At 65.1% G+C, this 19,907-nt stretch carries 21 protein-coding genes; 8 read left to right on the plus strand and 13 right to left on the minus strand.

What is annotated here, in order from left to right:
* Nucleotides 1-4 precede the first annotated feature (4 nt).
* A complete protein-coding gene (locus M0534_RS13715) occupies nt 5-139 on the plus strand; it encodes a hypothetical protein (protein ID WP_282571290.1) in 135 nt (44 codons plus the stop codon).
* A 40-nt stretch (nt 140-179) separates the two neighbouring features.
* Here M0534_RS13715 and M0534_RS04480 read toward each other — a convergent pair whose 3' ends face one another.
* Together M0534_RS04480 and M0534_RS04485 are read right to left on the minus strand one after the other, a co-directional pair.
* Entirely contained in the window at nt 180-560 is a 381-nt protein-coding gene (locus tag M0534_RS04480; RefSeq protein WP_248567219.1) for a fluoride efflux transporter FluC, read from the minus strand.
* Nucleotides 557-928 (minus strand): fluoride efflux transporter FluC, encoded by a 372-nt coding sequence (locus M0534_RS04485; RefSeq protein ID WP_248567220.1) that lies wholly within the window; start codon nt 926-928, stop codon nt 557-559. The genes M0534_RS04480 and M0534_RS04485 overlap by 4 nt, the downstream gene beginning before the upstream one ends.
* Before the next feature lie 270 nt (nt 929-1,198).
* Here M0534_RS04485 and M0534_RS04490 point away from each other — a divergent pair, with 270 nt between their 5' ends.
* The gene (locus M0534_RS04490) at nt 1,199-1,609 is read left to right on the plus strand and encodes a PA2779 family protein (protein WP_248567221.1); all 411 of its coding nucleotides are present in this window, start codon (nt 1,199-1,201) and stop codon (nt 1,607-1,609) included.
* 30 nt (nt 1,610-1,639) lie between these two features.
* On the opposite strand, the gene M0534_RS04495 is transcribed toward M0534_RS04490, so the two are convergent.
* Together M0534_RS04495 and M0534_RS04500 are read right to left on the minus strand one after the other, a co-directional pair.
* Nucleotides 1,640-2,344: a GNAT family N-acetyltransferase gene (locus M0534_RS04495; RefSeq protein ID WP_248567222.1), complete on the minus strand. Its 705-nt coding sequence runs from the start codon at nt 2,342-2,344 to the stop codon at nt 1,640-1,642.
* Complete coding sequence (locus M0534_RS04500; protein ID WP_248567223.1) at nt 2,286-3,485, minus strand: lytic murein transglycosylase; 1,200 nt, start codon at nt 3,483-3,485, stop codon at nt 2,286-2,288. The genes M0534_RS04495 and M0534_RS04500 overlap by 59 nt, the downstream gene beginning before the upstream one ends.
* A 346-nt stretch (nt 3,486-3,831) precedes the next feature.
* Between M0534_RS04500 and M0534_RS04505 the strand changes: the two genes are divergently transcribed.
* From M0534_RS04505 to M0534_RS04520, 4 genes are all read left to right on the plus strand, one after another.
* A complete protein-coding gene (locus tag M0534_RS04505) occupies nt 3,832-4,164 on the plus strand; it encodes a hypothetical protein (protein WP_248567224.1) in 333 nt (110 codons plus the stop codon).
* A gap of 122 nt (nt 4,165-4,286) precedes the next feature.
* Nucleotides 4,287-4,727: a Fur family transcriptional regulator gene (locus M0534_RS04510; protein WP_248567225.1), complete on the plus strand. Its 441-nt coding sequence runs from the start codon at nt 4,287-4,289 to the stop codon at nt 4,725-4,727.
* A 15-nt stretch (nt 4,728-4,742) separates the two neighbouring features.
* Complete coding sequence (locus tag M0534_RS04515) at nt 4,743-5,297, plus strand: TRAP transporter small permease subunit (RefSeq protein WP_248567226.1); 555 nt, start codon at nt 4,743-4,745, stop codon at nt 5,295-5,297.
* Nucleotides 5,294-6,652 (plus strand): TRAP transporter large permease, encoded by a 1,359-nt coding sequence (locus tag M0534_RS04520; RefSeq protein ID WP_248567227.1) that lies wholly within the window; start codon nt 5,294-5,296, stop codon nt 6,650-6,652. The genes M0534_RS04515 and M0534_RS04520 overlap by 4 nt, the downstream gene beginning before the upstream one ends.
* 69 nt (nt 6,653-6,721) lie before the next feature.
* Here the strand turns inward: M0534_RS04520 and M0534_RS04525 are convergent, their stop codons facing one another.
* The 3 genes from M0534_RS04525 to M0534_RS04535 all read right to left on the minus strand — a co-directional run bounded on the left by M0534_RS04525 (nt 6,722) and on the right by M0534_RS04535 (nt 10,200).
* Nucleotides 6,722-7,798 carry a TRAP transporter substrate-binding protein gene (locus M0534_RS04525; RefSeq protein WP_248567228.1) on the minus strand — a complete coding sequence of 359 codons (1,077 nt, stop codon included), beginning with the start codon at nt 7,796-7,798 and terminating at the stop codon, nt 6,722-6,724.
* 109 nt (nt 7,799-7,907) lie between these two features.
* Nucleotides 7,908-9,308, minus strand: a complete 1,401-nt coding sequence (locus tag M0534_RS04530; RefSeq protein ID WP_248567229.1) for a dihydrolipoyl dehydrogenase — start codon at nt 9,306-9,308, stop codon at nt 7,908-7,910.
* A 148-nt stretch (nt 9,309-9,456) separates the two neighbouring features.
* Nucleotides 9,457-10,200, minus strand: coding sequence for a glutathione peroxidase (locus tag M0534_RS04535; protein ID WP_248567230.1), 744 nt, complete (start codon nt 10,198-10,200; stop codon nt 9,457-9,459).
* A gap of 243 nt (nt 10,201-10,443) precedes the next feature.
* Between M0534_RS04535 and M0534_RS04540 the strand changes: the two genes are divergently transcribed.
* Nucleotides 10,444-11,259 (plus strand): hypothetical protein, encoded by an 816-nt coding sequence (locus M0534_RS04540; RefSeq protein ID WP_248567231.1) that lies wholly within the window; start codon nt 10,444-10,446, stop codon nt 11,257-11,259.
* A gap of 31 nt (nt 11,260-11,290) precedes the next feature.
* On the opposite strand, the gene M0534_RS04545 is transcribed toward M0534_RS04540, so the two are convergent.
* Genes M0534_RS04545 through M0534_RS04555 form a run of 3 tightly spaced genes read right to left on the minus strand, consistent with a single transcriptional unit; the run spans nt 11,291 to nt 15,307 of the window.
* Entirely contained in the window at nt 11,291-13,183 is a 1,893-nt protein-coding gene (locus M0534_RS04545; RefSeq protein WP_248567232.1) for an ATP-binding cassette domain-containing protein, read from the minus strand.
* Nucleotide 13,184: 1 nt separating this feature from the next.
* A complete protein-coding gene (locus tag M0534_RS04550; RefSeq protein ID WP_248567233.1) occupies nt 13,185-13,397 on the minus strand; it encodes a SlyX family protein in 213 nt (70 codons plus the stop codon).
* Nucleotides 13,394-15,307, minus strand: coding sequence for an ATP-binding cassette domain-containing protein (locus M0534_RS04555; protein ID WP_248567234.1), 1,914 nt, complete (start codon nt 15,305-15,307; stop codon nt 13,394-13,396). The genes M0534_RS04550 and M0534_RS04555 overlap by 4 nt, the downstream gene beginning before the upstream one ends.
* A gap of 68 nt (nt 15,308-15,375) precedes the next feature.
* On the opposite strand from M0534_RS04555, the gene recQ reads away from it, so the two are divergent.
* Nucleotides 15,376-17,571: a DNA helicase RecQ gene (gene recQ / locus M0534_RS04560; protein WP_248567235.1), complete on the plus strand. Its 2,196-nt coding sequence runs from the start codon at nt 15,376-15,378 to the stop codon at nt 17,569-17,571.
* On the opposite strand, the gene M0534_RS04565 is transcribed toward recQ, so the two are convergent.
* The 3 genes from M0534_RS04565 to M0534_RS04575 are packed head-to-tail and all read right to left on the minus strand — an operon-like array spanning nt 17,520 to nt 19,902.
* Nucleotides 17,520-18,197: an ABC-type transport auxiliary lipoprotein family protein gene (locus M0534_RS04565; protein WP_248567236.1), complete on the minus strand. Its 678-nt coding sequence runs from the start codon at nt 18,195-18,197 to the stop codon at nt 17,520-17,522. The genes recQ and M0534_RS04565 overlap by 52 nt on opposite strands.
* A 2-nt stretch (nt 18,198-18,199) precedes the next feature.
* Nucleotides 18,200-19,138 (minus strand): MlaD family protein, encoded by a 939-nt coding sequence (locus M0534_RS04570; protein ID WP_248567237.1) that lies wholly within the window; start codon nt 19,136-19,138, stop codon nt 18,200-18,202.
* Complete coding sequence (locus M0534_RS04575) at nt 19,138-19,902, minus strand: ABC transporter ATP-binding protein (protein ID WP_248567238.1); 765 nt, start codon at nt 19,900-19,902, stop codon at nt 19,138-19,140. Before M0534_RS04575 ends, M0534_RS04570 begins: the two co-directional genes overlap by 1 nt.
* Nucleotides 19,903-19,907: the final 5 nt, after the last annotated feature.

A 19,907-nucleotide genomic window follows, 5' to 3' on the forward strand; every position in this document is an offset into this window, starting at 1 on the left:
ATTCATGAATCTGAAAAAACTGAGCACGCAGCAGTTGCAGGATCTGCTGCTGCAGATTGAACGAGAACTCGAGAACAGGCAGTTCGAAGAACGACTCCGCTGGGAGATCCGGCGGCGCAGCCAACAGCCTTCGGCTTAAGGAAATGCTGATTTATTCGTACGTCTGCGCCCGGGGTTCCTCAAAACCATCGGCGTTCCTGCCCGGCCCAGGCACCCGCAATGGCGGCTGTCAGGCTCAGGGCGATGTAGGACAGCGCTGCGAGCAGGCGGCCATCCTCGAGCATGACAATGGTTTCCAGGCTGAAAATCGAGAAAGTGGTCAGGCCGCCACAGAACCCGGTGAGCACAAATGGGGCCAGCAGGGCCTTCTTGCCCGAGGCCGATTGCGATAAGCGACCGGCCAGATGCCCCATGAGGAAGGATCCCACCAGGTTCGCAACCAGGGTTGGCCACGGAAAGGCCGTGGACTGAAGCAGCGGCCAGGAGGAGAGCGCGAGCCGAAGACCGCCACCGAGGATGCTGCCGATCGCGACCGCGAGCATTTCCTGTGCCGTCTTCATGGCAGAGCCTGGCCCAGATTCATGCCCAGCACCACGGCCAACAGGGAGCCGAACAGGGACAGGCCCACATTCAGGGCGGCTGACTGTGGGGCGCCCAGTCGTGCCAGCCGCACTGTTTCCAGCGCGAACGTAGACACAGTCGTGTAACAGCCACAAAAGCCGATCAGCAGGAGCAGCCGTGCGGCGTCACCCGCGACGCCGGTGTAGAACAGCCCGGCGAGGAATGCCCCGCTCAGGTTGACAATCAGGGTCGGCAGGGGAAACGTGGCTTGACCCCGTTGCGCAACCAGTCGGGTCACCAGGAAGCGCGCGCTGCCGCCGACAGCGCAGGCGACGGCGAATCCAGCCAGGTTGCCGATCGTGATCAAAGTACCTTGTCCATCAGGTTTTCTGCTGGTCGCCGGCGCGGGCGAAACGTTGGGCAAACAAGCATTTCATGCCGACGCATCATGGCAGGCCCGTCTCCCTGAAGCTACAGCTTGAAATTCACTCAGGCGGCGGTGATAGTCATGCGGGAATGCGCTGAGTCAGCGCAGCAGCTGCGGACTTTGTGTGCAAACTCGAATTCCGGGCGTCCGTGCGTCATGCTCAGTGCCATATCTGAAAACCACACAACAACTGCCAAGGAGAAGCTGCAAATGTCCTTATCGAACCGGTTTCGTCAGACCATTGCCCTGGTTCTGGGCTGCGTGTTCCTGCTGACGTCCATCGCGGTGCCGGCGGCGCAGGCGACGATGATCGATACCCAGAGTTTCGCGGCCTCCGAGGAGGTTGAAACGCAACGCCAGGAAATCGCCGAGTTCCTCGCCCGGGACGGTATCCAGAGTCAGCTGGTTGCCTGGGGTGTTGATCCCGCCGACGCGGAGCAGCGTGTTTCCACGATGACTCCGGCCGAAGTGCAGGCGACCCATGAACGCATGAACGAGTTGCCCGCCGGCGCCGGACTGGGCACGGTTGTCGGTGCGGTCGTGCTGGTCTTCCTGATCCTGCTGATCACGGATCTGCTGGGTGCCACCAACGTCTTTCCGTTTACCAACCCGCAGCGCTAATTCCGGGAGCCGCACAGCGGCTTTCGGTTATCACTGGCCGGCGGTCCTCGGAAGAAGGCCGCCGGCTTTTTTTCGTAAACAGCTGTTCCGAGGTGCCTGACATGACCGGCCGTGTCCCTGCAAGGTCCGAATGACCAGCCCTTCGACCTCGGTTTGAGCGGTTTGCTCGAAGCCGGCATGCGTGAACAGCGCATGGCTTTCGGGATGGTCGACATGCGCTACCCAGGCGAGCGCCGGGTACTGCTCACGCAGCGCCCGCACCAGACTCATACCGATCCGTTGGCCTCGCCAGCGCGGATCAACCGCCAGCGCGGAAACGTAACCCTGGCGGCCAGGCGGGCGCGCGTAAGCCGGCGAGTCCAGTAGTCGCCGCAGTGAGGCGGGGAGGCGCGCTGGCGGCAGCCACAGCGACCGCCACAGCCTGGCAAGGCCGACCTTCGGCGCAGGGTCTGTCTCAGCCAGTAAAAGACCGATAAGGCGTGATTCGCTCCAGGCGGTCAGTCTGACGTCCGCCGTCCGCGGCAACGGCGACAGGATTCTTGACAGGCTGCGCATTGGTTGCCGCGCAGGCAGCAAGCTGGGCCAGCCCGGCGCATCGGTGTGGGCGATGACCAACAACTCCTGTTGTTCCCGGAACGATGGCGTGGTGCTGGAGCTGATGCAGATCCCGGTCCTGTTATCCATCGCGTGCCTGACGGCGCATGCGATCAAGCAGCGCCCGGTTGGGATGGCCATCAGTCGGCAACTCGGCCTGCCGCTGGTAGGCACGTACCGCATTGCGGGTCATGCGACCCGCAATACCGTCCGGCTGCCCACTGTCGTGTCCCAGGGCATTCAGCCGCCCCTGCAGTTCCCGCACCTCGTCACGTGACAGCGGTTGCTCATCGGGTGGCTGCCTCAGCAAGCCCTCGCCACCGGCGATCTGGTCGGCGAGCAGGCCGACCGACAGGGCATAGGCGGTGGAGGGGTTCCAGCGCATGATGATGCGGAAGTTCGGATACACCAGAAACGCCGGTCCGCGGTAGCCGGAGGGCAGCAGCAGCGCCGCCTGGATATCGGCCTCCGGCAGCGGGCCGCCATCCGCGCGACGAACGCCGAGGGCGGCCCAGTCCCGCAACGGTTTACGGGTGTCAATGCCGCTTTCCTGCAGCGGAAAGTCATCCGGCAGCCGGACCTCGCGGCCCCAGCGTTCACCTTCGTTCCAGCCCATCGCGCGCAGGTAGTTGGCTGCCGATGCCATTGCGTCGGGCAGGCTGTTCCAAAGGTCGATGCGGCCGTCGCCATCATAGTCAATGCCATGGCGGCGGGCGGTTTCGGGCAGAAACTGGGTATGGCCCATGGCGCCGGCCCAGGAGCCGCGCATTTGTTCGGGACGCATCTGATCACGGTCAATCAATGCCAGGGCTTCGACGAACTGGGCCGAGAAGAACTCGGAGCGCCGGGTGTCGCAGGCCAGGGTTGCCAGCGCGTCTAGGACCGGGAAATCGCCGAAGTAGCCGCCAAAGTTGGTTTCCAGGCCCCAGAACGCAACCAGATACTGTGCCGGTATGCCGAAATCCCGCTGAACTGAATGCAACAGCTCGGCATGTTCCTCCAACAGTTCACGACCACGTCGTACCCTCTGGCTGGTGAGCCGTGTCTCCAGGTAGCGGCCGAACGTCTGCAGGAACTCGGGCTGCTGGCGGTCCAGTTCCAGTACCCGGGCATTCTGGTTGACCGAGGCGGTGGTGCTGCTGATGGTGCTTTGGGATACGCCGGCCGCATTGGCCTCGGCAGCGAGACGATCCAGGCAGGCATCGAACTCGGCCGCGGCGTGGGGCGCCGCAATCAGGGCCAGGAAGGGCAGGCTAGCTGCCAGATGGCGGGTACGGTGCATGGGGCGGTTCTCCTCGGCGCGCCGGACATGGTGCGCTTAATGCTTTGGTTTTCCCGCGTACCCCGTCGGTACCCCGGGTATTGCTCGGCGATTTCGCCGAGACTCGATCTTTGACCGTTTGCGGTCGCAGGACAAGGGGTTGCCGGGCGACGTCAACGGCAAGCCCTGAGCCGCCGGTGCGCGTTTCCGGTGCAACCGTGCGTTGCCGGAATCCATCCTGGTGCATCACGGGTTGCGGTGTCCAGGTGGCCTGATTTCCACGCCGGCAGCGTTGGCGGTGACCGGCCCTGATCGGTGATCATGCGACAGGCAGCAGCCAGCGGCTGCCTGCAGGAGGCAAACGGCAATGAGCGAGGCGATGCACCTTTCCATGCGCACGCGCATGCAGGCTGCCAGATTGGCCCATCTGTACCGGAAATACGATCACCAGCGGACTGACCTCAAGGACGAGGGCGCAATTCTCGTATTGCTGCGACAGGCCTCGGCAGATGACCGGCTGGACATTGTTGCGCGCTACCAGGAGTTATTGGCCGGTCTGGAGCCCGGCGAGAGAACCTGGTTGCGAAATCATGGGCTGGGGGACGCCGGGAGTTCAGCGGCGGCTGATACCGACGATGCCGCGGAAAATCAGACGCGGAAGCCACTGATGGTGTATCGCGGCCAGGTCATTCGCAACTGATGGCGGGTAAGCGATTGCCGCGCGGCGGGAAAATCGGTTTGCCTCTGTAAAATCGGGCGTCGGCGTTGTATCCTTCTTGCAATCATTCAAATTTGCGATCGTCATAATAGGGACGAGCAATCATGGCATCGACCAGCGCGCGTGATGACGATGGTATGAAGGAGCGGCTTCGGCAACTCGGACTGCGGCCGACGCGGCAACGCGTTGCGCTGGCAAAGCTGCTGGCGTCGGGCGGACATCGCCACCTCAGTGCGGAGGACGTCTATGCCGAAGCGCGCCGGGCCGGCATCCAACTCGCATACACCACGGTTTACAACATCCTGCACCAGTTCACCGCGGCCGGGCTGTTGCGTGAAGTGGTGGTTGAATCCGGACGGACCTGGTTCGATACCAACACCGGGCCGCATCTGCATGTGCTGGACGAGGAGTCCGGCCATCTGCAGGATGTCGCGATCGACCCGAAAGCGTTACCGCTGCTCAACCATCTGCCGCTGGGCGACGATGTCGAGATCGCCGATGTGGAAGTCGTCGTGCGCGTGCGTCGACGCAACGATTCTGCCTGAGGAAACCCTGGTTCATTGACTGTCCTGCTGCGGCTTGGCGAACGCATCGACGCGCTGAGTGACTGCCTGGGGCGTCTGCTTGCCTGGCTCGCGGTGATTCTGGTCCTGGTTGGCGTGCTCAACGTCCTGGCCCGGTTCCTCGGCGCGCAGCTTGGTGTTGCCCTCGCCAGTAATGGCATGCTCGAGTTCCAGAGCATGCTGTTCAATCTGTTGATCCTGTTCGGTGCCGTCTGGGTGCTGCGTCTGGATGGGCACCTGCGGGTTGATGTGCTGCGCAGCCGCTGGTCGCCGCGCTGTCGGGCCTGGATTGACATCGTCGGCATCCTGTTTCTGCTGGCGCCGTTCTGCCTGTTCGTCGTGTTCTACAGCCTCGATTTTGTGGTCCGGTCATGGGCCCACCTGGAGCTCAGCGCCAATCCTGGCGGCTTGCCCCGCTACCCGGTCAAGACGCTGATCCCCGTTGCCTTCTCCCTGCTCTTGCTGCAGGGCGCCAGTGAGTTGATCAAGCGTTTGGCCTGGCTCAGGGGGCATACAGGCGCCTGGTCGGAGAGCAACCGGGGCCGCGCATGACGCTTTGGCCGGTCGCGATGCTGCCGGTTCTGCTGCTGTTAATGCTCAGCGGCTATCCGGCCGCCTTCGCGCTGGGTGCCACCGCCGTGCTGTTTACCCTGCTTGCCAGTGATCTGCTGCCGGGGATCGGCCTCGGCCTGCCCTGGCAGCCGGTGTTTCATGCGGCGGAGATGCATGCGGTGCCGCAGCGGCTTTACGGTTCGATCATGGAGAATTACACCCTGGTCGCGGTGCCGTTCTTCGTGTTCATGGGTGTCATGCTGGAACGCTCCGGCCTCGCCGAGGCGTTGCTGCGGACCATGGGCAGGCTGTTCGGCCGGTTGCGCGGCGGGCTTGCGATTTCGGTGGTGCTGGTGGGCGTGTTGCTCGGGGCATCCACCGGCGTGGTCGGTGCCTCGGTGGTGACGATGGCGGTACTCGCGCTGCCGGTGATGTTGCGTCAGGGCTACGATCCACGCCTTGCCGGCGGGACGATTGCCGCCAGTGGCACCATGGGCCAGTTGATTCCTCCCAGCCTGGTGCTGATCATCCTCGGTGACCAGATGGGCGTGAACGTGGGCCAGTTGTTCGTCGGTGCAATCGTGCCTGGTCTGTTACTGGCCGCGCTCTACGCCTGCTGGATCGCGCTGCTGGCTTGGCGGCGCCCGGCACTTGCTCCGGCAACGGATCATGCCGAAGGGTCGCCCTCCGGCGGCTCGTTCTACCTGGCCCTGGTGGTCAGCCTGGCGCCGCCGCTGCTACTGATGATCCTGGTGCTGGGCAGCATTCTGGCCGGGATCGCCAGTCCCACCGAGGCGGGAGCACTGGGCGCCATTGGCGCGACGCTGCTGGCGCTGGCCAATGGTCGGCTGACGCTCGAGACGCTGCGACAGGTGGGTGCCAGCACGGTCCGGCTGAGCAGCATCGTGTTCATGGTGCTGATTGGTGCTACGGCGTTTGCCGCGGTGTTCGGTGCACTCGATGGCCAGGCCCTGGTTACCGAGTCGCTGAGCGGGCTCCCTGGTGGCCAGTGGACCTTCATCCTGCTGGTTACGCTGATCGTCTTCCTGCTCGGCTTCTTCCTCGATTTCATCGAGATCAGTTTTATCGTCGTGCCGCTGATTGTGCCGGCGGCCCTGGCCCTGGGCGTGGATCCGCTCTGGCTGGGCATACTGATTGCTCTGAACCTGCAGGCCTCGTTTCTGACCCCGCCACTGGGGTTCTCGCTGTTCTATCTGCGCGGTGCCGCGGGTGATCTGCTGACGACGCTGGATATCTACCGCGGCGTGATGCCATTCATCGGATTGCAGTTGCTGTTGATCGTCCTGGTGATGGTCTTCCCCGGGCTGGTGTTGTGGCTACCGGAGCGGGTTTGACCGGTCAGCCGTGCTGCGGGCGCTAAGCGGTGAACGGGTGGCGGAGGTTGGGCTGCAATCCTGCCGCAGTCAGTTGTTGCCGCGCTGCCGGTAGGCCGCGAAACGCAGGCTTGTCTGCCGGTCCCAGCTGTCCATCTTTTCGCGGAATGCCTGCCAGTCGGCATGGATTTCCCGGTACAGGCCATCGCGGCGGGCATCCTCCTGGTGCACTGCGGCGGCGGCGTCGCGAAACGCGTCCAGCACCGCGTCAGGGAACTGGCGAATTCTGACCGCAGGGTCCTCTTCCAGCTCGCGCAAGGCCGGCGGATTCAGTGCCTGATAACGTGCCGACATCCGGGCATCGGCTTCGGCACAAAGGGCGGGAATGGCCGCACGCAGTGCCTCTGGCAGTGCCCGCAGCCGCTGTTTGTTGAAGTAAAAGCCAAGCATGGCACTGGGTTCGGCCCAGCTCGGCAGATACAGATAGCGGGACACCCGATGCATGCCGAGAATCCGGTCGTCGTGGGGTCCAACCCATTCGGCGGCGTCCAGCAGGCCCCTTGCCATTGCCGTATAGACCTCGCCCGCCGGGAGTTGCTGGATGGTCACGCCGGTCTTCGCCATGACACGGCCGCCATGGCCTGGAAAGCGCATGCGCAGGCCGCGTAGATCGGCCGGCGTGGCGATTTCCCTGTTGAACCAGCCGCCTGTCTGGGGGCCGGTGTTGCCGCCCGGGTAGGCGACCAGCCCGTCACGGTCATTCAGCGCATCCCAGAATGCCTGTCCATTGCCATGACGCAACCAGGCATTCTGCTGGTGCAGGTCGAGACCAAAGGGCAGGGCGGTGAAGAACCCGTGGGCCGGTGATTTGCCGATCTGGTAGTAGGGCGCGGTATGGCCGATCGGGTAGGCCCCGGAGGCCACCGCGTCGTACACCTCCATCGGACCGACTCGTGCCCCGGCCGGATGCACACGGCAGCGGACGGTGCCATCGCTGACAGCCTCAAGCCGCTCCGCGAAATGGCGAGCCGTGCCGAACAGGTTGTCCAGGGCTGCCGGCCAGGCCGTGACCAGTTCAAGCTGCAGCGGTCGACCGGCGGTGCGGCCAATCATCGGTGCGGCCAGCGGCGCTGCCGCTGCAGCGCCCAGTAGATGACGACGTTTCATGCACGGACTCTTTCAGGATAATTCTGGCGCGGCATGGACCGCCTCCGACGCCGACGCGGGATTCGCTCCCGTACGCCGCGAGTCTTGCATCAGCGGTTGCGGGCGTCCATCAGCTGGCCTGTTCGGCCTGCAGCTGGTCCTGCGCCTCTCTCAGCGCGGTGCGCAGTCCTTCCTCGATTACCGGGTGGTAGAACGGCATCGCCAGCATTTGCGGAATGGTCAATGCCTGTTGATGGGACCAGGCCAGCAAATGCGCCAGGTGTTCGGCTCGCGGCCCGATCATCTCCGCCCCCAGGAACCGTTGACTGGCACGATCCGCATAGACATGCAGCAGGCCCCGATTCTGCGCCATGACCCGGCTGCGGCCCTGGCCACCGAAATCGACGCTGCCGATCGCGATATTCCGCTCCTGCAGGGATTGCCAGCTTTCGCCCACGGTGGCGATCTGCGGTTCACTGAACAGTACCGTGATCCGTGAACGCCGCTGACCGGCCTGCGCGTCCGGCAGGCAGGCCGCGTTGCGACCGGCAATCCGGCCCTCATCGGATGCCTCGTGCAGCAACTGCAGATCATTGCTGACGTCACCGGCGATGAAGATCGGACTGTCGCCACACTGCATGCTGTTCCGGTCGAACAACGGAACGCCTCGGTCGTCCAGTTGCAGGCTGGTGGTGCCCAGGTCCAGTCGTTCGAGATTCGGGCTGCGCCCGGTCGCGGCAACCAGCAGCGAAAACCGTTCGTCCCGGGGACCTCCGTCACTGTCCTCGAAGTTGACGCATAGGCCGTCGCCGTCACGGCGCACGGCATGGATCCGGGCGCGGGCGCTGAGTGGCACCTCGGCGGCGATAATGGCTCGTGCGCTGTCGCTGACAGCCGGGTCGGTCAGCGGGCCCATTCGGCCGCTGCGACCGAACAGCCGCACCCGCACGCCCAGGCGATGCAGGGCCTGTCCCAGCTCCAGGGCGATGACTCCGGTGCCCAGAACCGCAGCGGAATCAGGAAGCCCCTGCCAGGAGAAAATGTCGTCATTGACCACTACCCGATCCATGACGTCGGCAGCGAGATCCGGAATCGACGGCCGTGATCCGGTGGCGATTACCGTCGCCGCGGCCTCGACCCGGGTGTGTTCATCCACTTGCAGCGTGTGGTCGTCGAGAAAGCGCGCGTATCCGTGCAGGCGGTCCTGCGCATCGATGGATTCGGTGGACGCGACCACGAACCCGACGAAGCGGTCCCGTTCCCGGCGCACCCGGGCCATGACCTCGGCACCGTCGACCCGCACCCGGTCCGCATGAACGCCGAAGACGGCCGCCTGGCGTGCATGATGCGCGGCCTCGGCGGCCGCAATCAGCAGCTTGCTCGGCATGCAGCCGACCCGTGCGCAGGTCGTACCGTAGGGGCCGCCCTCGATCAGCACCGCGGACTTGCCCTGGGCACGGGCCGCGCGATAGGCGCTGAGGCCGGCGGAGCCGGCGCCGATCACCGCAACATCGGTCGTTCGTGTCTGCATGCCTGGTACTCCGAATCGGACGGGATATGGAACGACAGCCCGAGCCGGCCGCGATGCGCGGCCTGGCGCGGGGCGTGGCTTGCATTGTGCACAGGTTGGCGGGCCCCTGCAGCGCACCGGCTGCGGTCTCGGCCCCCGGGGTGAGAGCTCAGGCGGCCCGGGACTGCCTCAGGTGTGCTTCCAGGGCGTCGGCACCGCCGATGTGGCGGCCGCCGATGAAGACCTGGGGCACCGTGGTGGCACCGGTGACGCCGCGCAGGGCCCGGGCGGTGATCCCCCGGCCCAGGGGTACTTCGTCGTAGACCATGCCGTTGGCGTCCAGCAGCTGCTTCGCCCGGGTGCAGAACGGGCAGCCCGCCTTGGTGAAAATGGTCACCGGCTCCGGCGCCACGGCGCGGGCATTGATGTAGCGCAACATGGTGTCGGCATCGGACACTTCGAACGGATCACCGGGTACATCGGGTTCGATGAACATCTTCTCGATGATGCCGTCGCGAACCAGCATAGAATACCGCCAGGAGCGCTTGCCGAATCCCAGCTCGTTCTTGTCGACCAGCATGCCCATGGCGGCGGTGAATTCACCATTGCCATCCGGCAGCAGGCGCACCTGATCGGCATTCTGCTGCAGGCCCCATTCACGCATGACGAAGGCGTCGTTCACCGACAGGCAGACGATCTCGTCGACGCCATTGGCGTGGAACACCGGTGCCAGCTCGTTGTACCGGGGCAGGTGGGTATCGGAGCAGGTGGGCGTGTAGGCACCAGGCAGGGCGAACAGCACCACGGTCCTGCCGCGGAAGATGTCCTCGCTGCTGACGTCCAGCCAGTCACTGTCAGTGCGGGTGCGGAAGGTCACGTTCGGGACCCGTTGTCCCTCGCAGTTTTCGGGCATGGAACCACCCTCCGATCAGAGTGCCAGATGACCAAATGGGTCTCGGGCGCAGGCGCGGGAATAAATCAGTGTTTCCTTAAAGGAGCGTTTCCTAAAGGATCCCCGGAACCGGCGGCATTGTATAATTGACGATTCAACCGCGATAAATAGACCATAATAAATGTTTTTCTCGGTGTGCGCGACAATCAGCAATAAAAGCCTGCCGCGCGCAGTCCCCTTGCCGACTCCGGAGCGGGGCCGCTGATGGATGCGCTTGGCCCCCGACAACTTGAACCGAATGCCTGGCGGCGGTGGATCACGGAAGCCCTTGCCCTGTTGGTCCGGCGGCCGCTGCGGTGGATTCTGTGGACGGCCGGGATCCTGCTGCTGGCATGGATCGCCCAGCAAAGCCACTGGGACTGGTTCCGGCAGGGTGCGCTGCTGTTCATTGCGCCGCTGAGTCTGACCATCTACGTCCGGCTTGCGTTGTTCGCTGACTACAGCCAGCCGGCGCAGAGCGGCGATTTCCTGCCGGACAATCGTGACTGCATGCTGGCTGTGGGCCTGGCCGCGGTGGTGTTTGCCCTGCTGGGGCTGTTTGCCGCCAGCTGGCAGCCGGCGGTGGCCGCATTCCAGGGCATGATGGTGGAGTTCGGCCTGTACGAGCCGATATCGCCTGAAGGACTGCCTGCCTCGCCGTTACTGGCCCATGCCCGCCTGGGCCCCGTTTTGCTCCTGGGTGGCCTGCTGGGCCTGGCGCTGCTCGCCGTGATGAGCCTGATGCTGCTTTTCGGTCAGTGGTTCCTGCTGCCCATGCTGGTGCTGCACCGGCCGCCGGTACCCCCCGCCTTTGCCGCGAGCATCCAGGGCTGCCGGCTGAACCCGGTGCCGCTGAGCGGCATGCTCGGTGTCATGCTGCTCGGCCTGGCCGCCGTGCTGCTCAGTCTCGGTTGGCTTGCGCCATTGCTGCTGCCGTATTTCGGCGCGCTGCTGTATGTCGCCTATCGCGATGTTTTCCTGGGGCGTTCCGAAAATCAGCCGGTGCGGGTCGAGGAGCCGGCGCCGGCCGGACTTGCCTGAGGTGTCCCTCCGGTCTCCGGGGCACCGCGGTTCAATCGCTGCTCAATGTCTCCCAGCGATCGAAGGCCGCGTCCAGTTCCCGCTCCAGATCCGCCAGTCGCCCGGTCACCGCGTTGATCTCCGCGACATCCTGCTGGTAGAAGGCTGGATCCGCCAGCTGTTCGCTGAGCTTTTGCTGCTCTGCCTCCAGCGCCTCGATCCGATCCGGCAGCCCGTCAAGCTCGCGCTGGTCCTTGTAGCTGAGCTTGCGGGTCGTTCGTCCCCCGCCCGTGGCAGCGCCCTTTTCCGGTGGCGCGGCAGGCTTCGCCGGCACCGTTGCCGGCGGGGTCGGCTCCGGGCGCTGCCGCAACCAGTCGCTGTAACCACCGACATACTCCCGCAAGCGGCCCTGACCCTCGAACACCAGGGAACTGGTCACCACGTTGTCGAGAAACTCGCGGTCATGGCTGACCAGCAGCACCGTACCGCTGTACTCCACCAGCCGGGCCTCCAGCAGTTCCAGCGTCTCCATGTCCAGGTCATTGGTTGGTTCGTCCAGCACCAGCAGGTTCGCTGGACGGCAGAACAGCGCCGCGAGGACCAGGCGGTTGCGTTCGCCGCCGGACAGTGCGGTGACTGGGCCGCGGCACTGGGCGGGACTGAACAGGAAGTCCTGCAGATAGCTGATCACGTGGCGGCTGACGCCATCCACGGTGACGTTTTCCGAGCCGCCGCTGACGTTGTCCATGACGCTGAGCGAGGGGTCCAGCGCACTGCGCAACTGATCGGCGTAGGCGATCTCCAGTCTGGTGCCATGACGCACCTCGCCGCTTTGCGGGGCGAGACGACCCAGCAGGATGCGCAGCAGCGTGGTCTTGCCGCAGCCGTTGGGGCCGATGATGCCGACCTTGTCGCCGCGCAGGACCACGGTGCTGAAACGGTCGAACAGTGGCTTGCCGTCATAACGCTGGCCGATGTCACGGGCCTCGATGACGAGCCGGCCGCTGCGTGCGGCCGCCTGCATCGTGAAATCGGCACGACCCTCCACCTGACGGCGTTCGCGGTAGGCCTGGCGCATGGCCTTGAGCGCCCGCACACGCCCCTCGTTCCGGGTCCGCCGGGCCTTGATGCCCTGGCGAATCCAGGCCTCTTCCTGCTGCAGTTTCTTGTCGAACCGTGCCTGCTGTTCCGATTCGGCATGCAGCGCCTGCTCCTTGCCGCGGAGGTAGGCGGCATAGTTACCTGGCCAGCTGCTGAGCTTGCCCCGGTCCAGATCCAGGATGCGTGTCGCCAGATGCCGGATCAGTGCGCGGTCATGGGTGATGAACAGTACGGTTCCGGCGTAGCCGGACAGAAAATCCTCCAGCCAGCCGATGGTCTCGATGTCCAGGTGGTTGGTGGGTTCATCGAGCAGCAGCAGATCAGGTTCGGTGACCAGGGCCTGGGCCAGCATGACGCGCCGTTTCATGCCGCCGGAGAGATTGCCGAACTCGAGATCCGGCTCCAGCCCCATGCGCGAGAGCACGGTGTCGACCCGCTGCTGCATGGACCAGCCGTCGCGAGCCTCCAGCTCCTGCTGCACTGTCTCCAGGCGCGACCAGTCCTCGGTATCACCCGATGCCATGGCCGCGGTCAGCGCATGGTAACGGCTGATCAGCGCGCCGATTTCGCCCAGGCCGTCAGCCACCACCTCCAGAATCCGGCGTCCGCTGGCATCCGGCACCGCCTGCACCAGACGCGCCACGCGCAGTCCGTCACGACGCACGATCTGGCCGTCGTCCGGCTGCAGGTCTCCGTTCAGGATCTTGAACAGGGTGGATTTTCCGGCCCCGTTGCGACCGACCAGGCAGACGCGTTCACCGGCCTCGATGGCAAAACTGGCCTGGTCAAGGATCGCGTGGCCGCCGTAACTGACAGTTATGTTGTCGCCGCGTAACAGGGCCATGTCAGTAGTGGGGCGGCGGTTCGTGGGCCATGGCATCGGCGCCGCCGCTACTGCGTTCCATGTCACGCAGGCGTTTCCGCAACTGCGTGTGCTCCCGCCGCAGGACCTCGAAGGCGCGGTCCCGTTCCAGCAACACACGGGTGATCTCGTCGAGTCCGGATTCCAGATGGGTCAGACGGATTTCGAGTTCGGTCACGCGTTCCTCGGTCTTCATATTTCGCCCTCAGCCTGTTCCAGGTGCTGCATGCGCTCCATCCACGCCTGTTCGATCTGCTCCAGGCGTTGCTGGAGCTCGCCCTGCTGTCGCAGCAGATCCTGCAGCTCCTCAGCGCGCTCGGCATCATACAGGGCGGTGTCGGCGAGTCGCGTATTCAACGCATTCTGCTGTTCGCTGAGTTTTTGCTGCTCCCGCTCCAGCTTCTGCACCGCCTGCCGCAGTGGTGCCAGCTCCTTGCGACGCTGCGCGGCCTGCTTGCGGCGCTCGCGCCGCTCGCCTGCGCTTGCCGTTGCCGGAACCTTGCCGGCGTTGGCATTGGCATTGGTCGAGGCGCCGCGGCGCGCATCCGCCAGCCAGCGGGCATAATCGTCGAGATCACCCTCGAACTCGGTCAGACGGCCCTCGCTGACCAGCAACAGGCGATCGGTAGTAGTCCGCAGCAGGTGGCGGTCATGGGCAATGACCACCAGTGCGCCGTCGAACTCCTGCAGGGCGACACTCAGGGCCTGGCGCATGTCCAGATCCAGGTGGTTGGTCGGCTCGTCGAGGAGCAGCAGATTGGGTCGCCGATAGACCAGTATGGCCAGCACCAGGCGCGCCTTCTCGCCGCCGGAGAATGGCGCGCAGGCCGTGGTCGCCATATCCCCCTGAAAACCGAAGCCGCCAAGGAAATTCCGTAACTCCTGGTCCCGCGCCCTCGGATCCAGCCGTTGCAAATGCAACAGGGGGCTGGCGGCCGGATCCAGTTGCTCGAGCTGATGCTGGGCGAAATAGCCCATCGCCAGTTGCTGGGCCGGGGTTCGCTCGCCGCCCAGCAGGGGCTGCTCACCGGCCAGCAATCGCATCAAGGTGGTCTTGCCGGCGCCGTTGCGTCCGAGCAGGCCGATGCGTTCACCCGGCTGCAGGTTCATGTTAAGACCACGCAACAGCGGTTTTTCGCCATAGCCGACGGCCGCATCACGCAGCACCATCAGCGGGCGCGGCAGGGCCGCCGGTGTGCGGAAGCCGAAGCGGAACGGCGAGTCGATGTGCGCGGCGGCGATGGTTTCCATGCGCTCCAGGGCCTTCAGTCGGCTCTGCGCCTGACGCGCCTTGGTTGCCTTGGCGCGGAAGCGGCGCACGAAATCCTGCATATGCGCCATCTCGCGCTGCTGCTTCTCGTGCGCGGCCTGCTGCTGGCGAAGCTGTTCGCCGCGCTGGCGTTCGAACTCGCTGTAATTGCCGCTGTAATCATGCAGGCGCTGGTGTTCAAGATGCAGGATTCGATCGCAGACCGCATCCAGCACATCCCGGTCGTGGGAGATCAGCAGCAGGGTGCCGGGGTAACCGCGCAGCCAGTCCTGCAGCCAGAGCACCGCATCCAGGTCCAGATGGTTGGTGGGTTCATCCAGCAGCAGGATATCGGAGCGGCACATCAGCGCCTGGCCCAGGTTGAGGCGCATGCGCCAGCCGCCGGAGAAGTCGGTGACCGGGCGGAACTCGTCCCCAGGTTCGAAGCCGAGACCATGAATCAACTGCGCGGCCCGCGCCCGGGCACTGTAGCCGCCGATCTGTTCCAGCCGCCCGTGCAGTTCACCGAGCCGGTTGCCGTCACCGTTCGCCTCGGCATCGGCGATCTGCTGCTCGATCCGGCGCAGCTCGGCATCACCGTCCAGAACGTAGTCCAGCGCGGGTCGGTCATCAGCCGGGGTGTGCTGGGCGACATGGGCGAGGACCAGCGAGTCCGGCAGGCTGCAATGGCCCTGATCGGCACTCAGTTCGCCACGGATCAGGGCGAACAGGCTTGATTTGCCGGTGCCATTGGCGCCCACAAGGCCGACCCGTTCGCCGGCATGGATGGTCACCGTGGCTTCGGCCAGCAGCAATTCGCGTCCGCGACGCAGTGACAGATCGACCAGATTGAGCATGGCGCGGAGTCTACCAGTGGCGGGCCGACGGTGGGACGGTTGACGTGCAAGCGGTATCCTCTGGCGGCATGAGTGATCAACCTGGATATCCGCCGTCGGAGGTTGCCACCGCACGCGGGGCTGCAAGCCCGTTGTCGGTCGCCGAGGGGCCGGACCCGCGGGAGGTGCTGCACCGGGTATTCGGCTATCGGGATTTCCGGCCGCTGCAGGGTGAGATAGTGGCCAGCCTGCTGCAGGGACGAGACGCCCTGGTGGTCATGCCTACCGGTGGCGGCAAGTCGCTCTGTTATCAGATACCGGCGCTGGTCCGGGACGGCACCACTATCGTGGTCTCGCCGCTGATCGCGCTGATGCAGGATCAGGTGGATGGCCTGGTGCAGGCCGGCGTTCGTGCCGCAGCGCTGAACTCGAGCATGCCGCCGGAGACCCAGCGGGGCATCGAGTCGGCCCTGCGCGCCGGCGAACTGGATCTGTTGTACATGGCACCGGAACGGCTCCTGACCGGACGGACCCTGGAGTTGCTTGGCGGGGTGCCGCTGTCACTGATTGCCATTGACGAGGCCCATTGCGTCTCGCAATGGGGCCACGATTTCCGGCCCGAGTACCTGAAGCTGGCGACGTTGGCGGAGAGGTTTCCCGGTGTGCCGAGGGTGGCACTCACGGCGACCGCGGACAGGCGTACCCGCGACGAGATCGCGCAGCGGCTCGCGCTGCGTGAGCCGGCCTGGTTTCTCGCCGGCTTCGACCGGCCGAACATCCATTACGCGGTGCAGGAGAAGAACAACCCCCGCGAGCAGTTGCTGCGCTTCATCCGCAGCCGGCATGCCGGCAACGCCGGCATCGTCTATTGCATGAGCCGCAAACGCGTCGACGAGACCGCGGCAGCGCTGGATGCCGCCGGCATTCAGGCGCTGCCCTATCATGCAGGGCTGGCTGCGGAGACCCGAGAGCATCATCAACAACGCTTCCTGGCCGAGGAAGGGCTGGTCATGGTCGCAACCATCGCCTTCGGCATGGGGATCGACAAGCCCAACGTCCGCTTCGTTGCCCATCTGGATCTGCCGCGCAGCCTGGAAGCCTATTATCAGGAAACCGGCCGCGCCGGCCGTGACGGTCTGCCGGCTGACGCCTGGATGGTCTATGGCTTCCAGGACGTGATCATGCTGCGGCAGATGCTGCAAGGCTCTACCGCCGAGGAAAACCAGAAACGCATCGAGGCCGGCAAACTGGAGGCCATGCTCGGTTTTTGTGAAATCACCGCCTGCCGGCGGCAGCACCTGCTGGCCTATTTCGGTGATTCCCTGGCCGAGCCCTGCGGCAACTGCGATACCTGCCTCGACCCGCCCAGGACCTGGGATGCCACCGAGGCCGCACGCAAGGCCCTGTCCTGCGCCTATCGCACGGGTCAGCGGTACGGCGTGAACTACCTGATCGACGTGCTCACCGGCAAGACCACCGAGCGCATCCGCGACCAGCGGCACGATCGGCTCAGCACCTTCGGTATCGGACGCGAACTGGACGCGCGCGGCTGGCGCTCGGTGTTCCGGCAGCTCGTGGCGCGCGGTCTGCTCACCGTCGATGCCGAAGGCCATGGCTCGCTGCGCCTGACCGACCAGTGCCGGCCGGTGTTGCGCGGTGAGCAGCCGCTGGAGTTGCGCGAGGATCGACGTTGGCGGGGTGGACGCCGCGACCGTGAGCGCGGCGTGGTCGATGCCCGCAGCCAGCAACTCTGGGATGCGCTGCGGGCCTGCCGGAAGCAACTGGCGGACACACAGGGCGTGCCCCCATACCGCATTTTCCACGATGCCACCCTGATGGAAATGCTCGCTGCCAGGCCCCGCAACGAAACCGAGCTGGCTGCGATCAGTGGTGTCGGCGAGACCAAGCTCGCCCACTACGGTGCCGCATTTCTGGAAGTGCTCGCAGCGCATGACGGTGAACGCGGCGGAAACTCGGCGACGATCGAGCAGACCCGGCAGTTGTTTTCGGTTGGTATGGACGCGACGGCAATCGCCCGCCGGCGCGGCTTGGCGACCGCGACCATCTACCAGCATCTGGCGACGCTGGTTCGGCGCGGCGAGATTACCGTGACGGATGCCACTGGACTCAGTGCGCAGCGGCTTGATCCGATCCGCGATCAGCTGCTGGCGGATGATGGCGAGACCAGGGGGCGTCTGAAGCGGGCCTATGAGGCCCTGGGTGGCGAGGTCGACTACGGCATTCTGCGTTGTGTTTCGGCCGATCTGGAGCGTCTGTCGGACTGATCCCGTTCCCTCATGTCGACATCGTCCAGGGTTGCCGTGAGTCGCTCGGAAAGCTGACGAACCACTGCCTCCAGTGCCCTGTTGGCCGCGGCTACGCCGCCTTTTGGGTCGTCTGATTCGGCGGGCTCGGTATGCACGATGCGCTCGCTGAGCAGGATGTCCCGCCCGCGGCGATCCAGCAGCCGCACACGCAGATCCAGACGGATCTCGCTGGGTTGCTGACGGAAATCCTGCTCCAGTCTCGCCAGTTCAACGTCCAGGCGGAAGCGCGTGGCGATACCGGCGGTGGCGTCGACCACATGCTCGAATGGACCCAGCGCCTGCAGGCCGTCGATCAGGGCCGGGTGCATCATGCGTGCAGGGCGGTCGGTCCAGCGGTTGAGCGCGAAATATTCCAGTTCGTGATCTGAACGGCGATAGGCCATGGCACTGGTGTCATAGCCCGGTTGCACGTCCAGCCGGGACACGCTGAGACTGCCCTGGCGGGAATCGCGCTGCGTCGTCTGCAGATCGTCCAGCACCAGCTGGTAGGTGCGTTGATGTTCGTCGCTGCGCTGCATCAGCGTGCAGCCGCCGAGGGCCAGACTGCCGATCAGCAGCAGAACAATGCTCAGGCGTCGATCCATCCTCATTCCTCGCCGGGTCCGGCCGGCCGCCGCGGTCGGCCGTACAACAGCACGCTCGGGTTTTCTGCCAGTTCCTCGGTCAGCGAACCCATGCCGTCGGCCAGGCTTTCCAGCTCCCGCAGCAACGCAGCGAGCTGGGGCAGGGTGGTCGCGGTAATGTCCTGCAGGCTGTCCGAGCCCTCCCGGGTTGCCAGGCCAATGTCCTCGCCGGCTCGAGCGATGACCTGGGCGGTCTCCTCGACCCCGGCCAGGGTGCGATTGAACTGCTGCATTGTCTTGGGCAATTCGGTGCTGATTTCGCGACTGAGTCGGCTGCCGTCCTCCATCATCACGGCGCCGCGTTCCATCATGCGGTCAATCTTCTCGGTGCTGTCCGCCAGTTGACGGCTCATGCGCTCCACATGGCTCAAAGTCGCGGTGAGTTGCTCGAGGTTGTCGTCCTCCAGCAGCTTCTCCACCTGGCTGCTGATCCGGTCCAGCGAGCCCAGGCCCTCCTGCAGGGCGGCTTCCAGTTGCACCATCAGCGACGGTGTGGTGTCGAGCACCGGATAGGGCTCACCCTCCGGCGTGTATGGAGGGGGCGCATCGGGCGAGCCCCCGGTCAGCTCCAGATGGGCAACGCCGGTCAGGCCCTGGCTGTTGAGCCGCGCCTTGGTGTCCGCACGCAACGGCGTGTCGGTGGCGATGTCGACGGTGACTCGGACGCGGTCCGGTCGTTCCTCGTCAAGACTGATGCGACGCACCTGGCCCACATTGACACCCCGGTAACGGACCGTCGCGTTGGGACTCAGACCGGTGACGGATTCGGTGGCGAATACCGTATAGCGGGCGTATTCCCGGCCGCTGATGTCGGCGCTCAGCCAGAGCCCGGCGGCCAGCACCGCGGCAGACAGGATAATGACGAAAAGGCCGACAACGGCGTAACCGACGCGGGTTTGCATCAGTGTGCTCTCCTGTCCTGGGTACGGGCACTGCTGAAGTAGCGCTGAATGTCAGTCTGCGGAGACTTGACCAGTTCGGCAACCGGTGCCACGGCAACAACCCGTTTCTCGGCCAGGAACGCAACGCGGTCGGTGGCCTGCCACAGGGTATCCGGATCATGCGTGATCATCACCACGGTCAGACCCAGCAATTCCTTCAATTCCATCACCAGTTCGTCGAATGCGGCGGCACCCACCGGGTCGAGCCCGGAGGTGGGCTCGTCAAGGAAAACGATTTCCGGATCCAGTGCCAGCGCGCGCGCCAGGGCAGCGCGTTTGACCATGCCGCCACTGAGTTCGTTCGGGTATTTGCCGGCCGCCGCCGAAGGCAGTCCGGCCATGCGAATACGCAACATGGCCAGTTCCTGAATCGTCGCCCGGGCCAGTCGGCTGTGCTCCAGCAACGGCAGCATGACGTTCTCCAGCACGGTCATGGCCGTGAACAGGGCCCCGTGCTGGAACAGCACACCGACTCGCTCCCGGATCCAGCGCAGGTCCCTTGCCCTCGGTCGCGTGCAATCCCGGCCCAGCAGTTCGATGCGCCCCACCCGCGGCGCATCGAGCAGGATCATCTGTCGCAGCAGCACGGTCTTGCCGGTACCGCTGCCGCCGACAATCGCCAGGATCTCGCCCCGATGGACGTCGAGGTCCAGCTGATCGTGCACCACAGTGTCGCCGAACTGGGTGCGCAGACCCTGGACCCGAATGATTGGCGGCTCAGACATGGCGG

The sequence above is a fragment of the Methylonatrum kenyense genome, assembly GCF_023195885.1.
In the GTDB taxonomy this organism is placed as follows: domain Bacteria; phylum Pseudomonadota; class Gammaproteobacteria; order Nitrococcales; family Aquisalimonadaceae; genus Methylonatrum; species Methylonatrum kenyense.

Excerpts from the sequence above, each read along its gene's own strand:
- M0534_RS04495 (WP_248567222.1), bottom strand. The coding sequence starts at position 2,344 with ATGGCCATCCCAACCGGGCGCTGCTTGATCGCATGCGCCGTCAGGCAC.
- M0534_RS04510 (WP_248567225.1), top strand. The coding sequence starts at position 4,287 with ATGGCATCGACCAGCGCGCGTGATGACGATGGTATGAAGGAGCGGCTT.
- M0534_RS04575 (WP_248567238.1), bottom strand. The coding sequence starts at position 19,902 with ATGTCTGAGCCGCCAATCATTCGGGTCCAGGGTCTGCGCACCCAGTTC.
- M0534_RS04500 (WP_248567223.1), bottom strand. The coding sequence starts at position 3,485 with ATGCACCGTACCCGCCATCTGGCAGCTAGCCTGCCCTTCCTGGCCCTG.
- M0534_RS04540 (WP_248567231.1), top strand. The coding sequence starts at position 10,444 with ATGGATGCGCTTGGCCCCCGACAACTTGAACCGAATGCCTGGCGGCGG.
- recQ (WP_248567235.1), top strand. The coding sequence starts at position 15,376 with ATGAGTGATCAACCTGGATATCCGCCGTCGGAGGTTGCCACCGCACGC.
- M0534_RS04490 (WP_248567221.1), top strand. The coding sequence starts at position 1,199 with ATGTCCTTATCGAACCGGTTTCGTCAGACCATTGCCCTGGTTCTGGGC.
- M0534_RS04555 (WP_248567234.1), bottom strand. The coding sequence starts at position 15,307 with ATGCTCAATCTGGTCGATCTGTCACTGCGTCGCGGACGCGAATTGCTG.
- M0534_RS04550 (WP_248567233.1), bottom strand. The coding sequence starts at position 13,397 with ATGAAGACCGAGGAACGCGTGACCGAACTCGAAATCCGTCTGACCCAT.
- M0534_RS04530 (WP_248567229.1), bottom strand. The coding sequence starts at position 9,308 with ATGCAGACACGAACGACCGATGTTGCGGTGATCGGCGCCGGCTCCGCC.
- M0534_RS04480 (WP_248567219.1), bottom strand. The coding sequence starts at position 560 with ATGAAGACGGCACAGGAAATGCTCGCGGTCGCGATCGGCAGCATCCTC.
- M0534_RS04525 (WP_248567228.1), bottom strand. The coding sequence starts at position 7,798 with ATGAAACGTCGTCATCTACTGGGCGCTGCAGCGGCAGCGCCGCTGGCC.
- M0534_RS13715 (WP_282571290.1), top strand. The coding sequence starts at position 5 with ATGAATCTGAAAAAACTGAGCACGCAGCAGTTGCAGGATCTGCTGCTG.
- M0534_RS04545 (WP_248567232.1), bottom strand. The coding sequence starts at position 13,183 with ATGGCCCTGTTACGCGGCGACAACATAACTGTCAGTTACGGCGGCCAC.
- M0534_RS04565 (WP_248567236.1), bottom strand. The coding sequence starts at position 18,197 with ATGGATCGACGCCTGAGCATTGTTCTGCTGCTGATCGGCAGTCTGGCC.
- M0534_RS04535 (WP_248567230.1), bottom strand. The coding sequence starts at position 10,200 with ATGCCCGAAAACTGCGAGGGACAACGGGTCCCGAACGTGACCTTCCGC.
- M0534_RS04570 (WP_248567237.1), bottom strand. The coding sequence starts at position 19,138 with ATGCAAACCCGCGTCGGTTACGCCGTTGTCGGCCTTTTCGTCATTATC.
- M0534_RS04505 (WP_248567224.1), top strand. The coding sequence starts at position 3,832 with ATGAGCGAGGCGATGCACCTTTCCATGCGCACGCGCATGCAGGCTGCC.
- M0534_RS04520 (WP_248567227.1), top strand. The coding sequence starts at position 5,294 with ATGACGCTTTGGCCGGTCGCGATGCTGCCGGTTCTGCTGCTGTTAATG.